We start from the raw sequence: 522 nt of genomic DNA on the forward strand, positions 1-522 counted from the left end.
TCGAGCAGCGGCGTGTCGCCGGCGAAATGCAGCCGGAAGAGCGCGTCCTCGCGCGCGACGACCTCCGCCTCGATCCCGCCCTCCAGCACCAGCCGTCCCCCCGGCTTCGGCGTCTTGTTCGCGCGCAGGTGCGCCAGCGCCTCGTGCTCGCCGGTCAGGCGCTCGACCAGCACCTCCACACGCCCGCCGCTCTCCTTGCAGCCATGCAGGCGCGCGGGGATGACACGGGTGTCGTTGAGTACGAGCAGATCCCCGGGTGCAAGCAGCCCCGCGATATCGGTGAACCGGCGGTCGGCAACCGCACCGGTCTCGCCGTCCAGGCAAAGCAGCCGGCTCGCGGTCCGCTCCGCCAACGGGCGGGAGGCGATCAGCTCGTCGGGCAGTTCGAAGTGGAAGTCGCTGCGATCCATTGGGGCCGTGCCGTTATCGAACAGCCGGCGATAGTATCAGGGCCGCCGCACGGCGGCGAATCCCCGCGCCCCGCCGGCGCCTTCACGGGGTGTCCGCGGCTGACGTATACTG

1 protein-coding gene is annotated in these 522 nt (G+C 71.1%); it reads right to left on the reverse strand.

What is annotated here, in order from left to right:
* The coding region (locus G7A99_RS24500; RefSeq protein ID WP_163144679.1) for an S-adenosylmethionine:tRNA ribosyltransferase-isomerase at positions 1-410 on the reverse strand (410 nt) is incomplete at its 3' end.
* Positions 411-522 lie beyond the last annotated feature (112 nt).

Source organism: Arhodomonas sp. KWT (assembly GCF_010993615.1).